This window comes from Micrococcus sp. HSID17227, from assembly GCF_003989405.1.
Taxonomy (GTDB): Bacteria; Actinomycetota; Actinomycetes; order Actinomycetales; family Micrococcaceae; genus Micrococcus; species Micrococcus luteus.
This window is the reverse complement of the sequence record NZ_RBLN01000298.1, coordinates 1-2,422: the sequence shown is the minus strand read 5'-3', so window position 1 is coordinate 2,422 and position 2,422 is coordinate 1. Positions and strand designations below refer to the sequence as shown.

General features: G+C 70.6%; 2 protein-coding genes and 1 pseudogene. All 3 read right to left on the bottom strand.

The genetic code is table 11. The annotated features are described in order from the left end of the window. Positions 1–229, bottom strand: a pseudogene (locus D8M29_RS11015) (1-deoxy-D-xylulose-5-phosphate reductoisomerase); the annotation flags it as partial. A 109-nt stretch (positions 230–338) separates the two neighbouring features. Further along, complete coding sequence (locus D8M29_RS11010) at positions 339–1,961, bottom strand: cation acetate symporter (RefSeq protein WP_041104224.1); 1,623 nt, start codon at positions 1,959–1,961, stop codon at positions 339–341. Then, a complete protein-coding gene (locus D8M29_RS11005; protein WP_041104222.1) occupies positions 1,958–2,332 on the bottom strand; it encodes a DUF485 domain-containing protein in 375 nt (124 codons plus the stop codon). Before D8M29_RS11005 ends, D8M29_RS11010 begins: the two co-directional genes overlap by 4 nt. Positions 2,333–2,422: the final 90 nt, after the last annotated feature.

Below are 2,422 nucleotides of genomic sequence, written 5' to 3'. Positions count from 1 at the left end.
CCACCGCCTCGACCTCGAAGCGCACGGCCTGCTCGGCCAGCAGGGTCGTGTTCGCCCCGCCCGCGAGCGCGACGGCCCGGAGCCGGGCGGGGTCCTGGGCGATCACGTCGAGGCCCTGGGTGCCGATCGAGCCCGTGGAGCCGATCAGGGCGACGGCGCGCGGGGCGCCGTCGTCGTCCGCCGGGGCGGGGGCGGGCAGCGTGTAGTCGGTGAGGGATCCGTGCGTCACCCCGCCATGATGCCAGTCGGGCCTGGACACGGACGGGGGGCCGGCCGGACGGACGCCGCACCCCGACGTCCCGCCCCGCCGGCCCCCGTGGGACCGGGTCAGCCGCGGATCAGTGCTGCACCGGCTTCTCGGCGCCGATGCCGGTGAGGGAGCGGACCTCCATCTCGGCCTGCTTGTCGGGGTCCTCGGCGCGCGACGAGGTCACCGAGCCGAGCCAGCCGAGGAAGAAGGCCAGCGGGATGGAGACGATGCCCGGGTTCTTCAGCGGGAACACCGCGAAGTCCGCGCCCGGGATCATCGAGGTCGGCGTCCCGGACATCACCGGGGACAGGACGATCAGGATGATCGCGGAGAGCAGTCCGCCGTACATCGACCACACCGCGCCGCGGGTGGTGAAGCGCCGCCAGAACAGGGAGTAGAGGATGGTCGGCAGGTTCGCCGAGGCCGCCACCGCGAAGGCGAGCGCCACGAGGAACGCCACGTTCTGGCCCTGGGCGGCGATGCCGCCGACGATCGCCAGGACGCCGATCACCACCACGGTGATCTTGCCGATCCGCACCTCCTCCTGCGGGGTGAGCGGGTGCTTGGCGATCACGGAGCCGTACACGTCGTGGGCGAAGGACGCCGCCGCCGTGATGGCCAGGCCCGCGACCACCGCGAGGATGGTGGCGAACGCGACCGCCGAGATCAGGCCCAGCAGGATGGAGCCGCCGAGCTCGAACGCCAGGAGCGGGGCCGCGGAGTTCTGCCCGCCGGGCGCGGCCAGGATGCGCTCGGGGCCGATCAGCGCGCCGGCACCGTAGCCCAGCACGAGGGTGAACAGGTAGAACGCGCCGATGAGGACGATGGCCCACACCACGGACTTGCGCGCCTCCTTGGCGGTGGGCACCGTGTAGAACCGCATGAGCACGTGCGGCAGGCCGGCGGTGCCGAGCACGAGCGCGATGCCCAGGGACACGAAGTCGAGGCGGGTCAGCGCGCTGGCGCCGTACTGCAGGCCCGGCTCGAGGATCGCCTCGCCCTTCGGGTTCATCTCGACGGCGGCCCCCAGCATGGCGTTGAAGTCGAAGCCGAACAGGGCCAGTGACCACACGGTCATGATCCCCGCGCCGGCGATCAGCAGGATCGCCTTGATGATCTGCACGTAGGTGGTGCCCTTCATGCCGCCGATCAGCACGTAGACGATCATCAGCACGCCCACGATCACGATCACGAGGGCCTGGCCGGCCCGGTCGTTGATGTTCAGCAGCAGGGACACCAGGCCGCCGGCGCCGGCCATCTGGGCCAGGAGGTAGAAGAGGCAGACGGCCATGGTGCCGAAGGCGGCGGCGATGCGCACGGGACGCTGCTGCAGGCGGAAGGACAGCACGTCCGCCATGGTGAACTTGCCGGTGTTGCGCAGCAGCTCGGCCACCAGCAGCAGGGCCACGAGCCACGCCACGAGGAAGCCGATCGAGTAGAGGAAGCCGTCGTAGCCGTAGAGGGCGATCGCGCCCACGATGCCCAGGAACGAGGCCGCGGAGAGGTAGTCACCCGCGATGGCCGTGCCGTTCTGGGTGCCGGAGAAGCCGCGGCCGCCGGCGTAGTAGTCGGCCGAGGACGCGTTCGTCTTGGACGCGCGGATCACGATCACGAGGGTGACCACCACGAAGGCGACGAAGATGCCGATGTTCACGGCGGGGTTGCCGACCGTCTGCGGGGCGGCCTGGAGCAGGGGGGTGAGCGCGCTCATCGCGTGGCCTCCGGGTTCTCGTGGGCGCCGGCGGCCTCGCGCTCGAGGCGCTCACGCAGCGCGGTGGCGCGGGGGTCCAGGGTCCGGTTGGAGAAACGGACGTAGGCGAAGGTGATCAGGAACGTGGTGACGAACTGGAGCAGGCCGAGGATCAGGCCGAGGGTGATGTTGCCGCCGAGGCGGATCGCCATGAACTCGGGGAAGAACGCGCCGACGATCACGAACACCAGGTACCAGACGAAGAACGCCACGGTCATGGGGAAGGCGAAGGATCGGTGGGTGCGCCGGAGCTCGATGAACTCCTCGGACTGCTGCGCGGCGCGGAACTGCGCGGCCGTGGGGACCGGCGCCGTGGGCTCGCTGGATGACATGGGCCCTCCGGGGGTGCGTAGGACGGATCAGTGTGAGACAGATCACTGTGATGACAACCACACTCTGGCGGGCGGAGGGGTGCGCCGTCA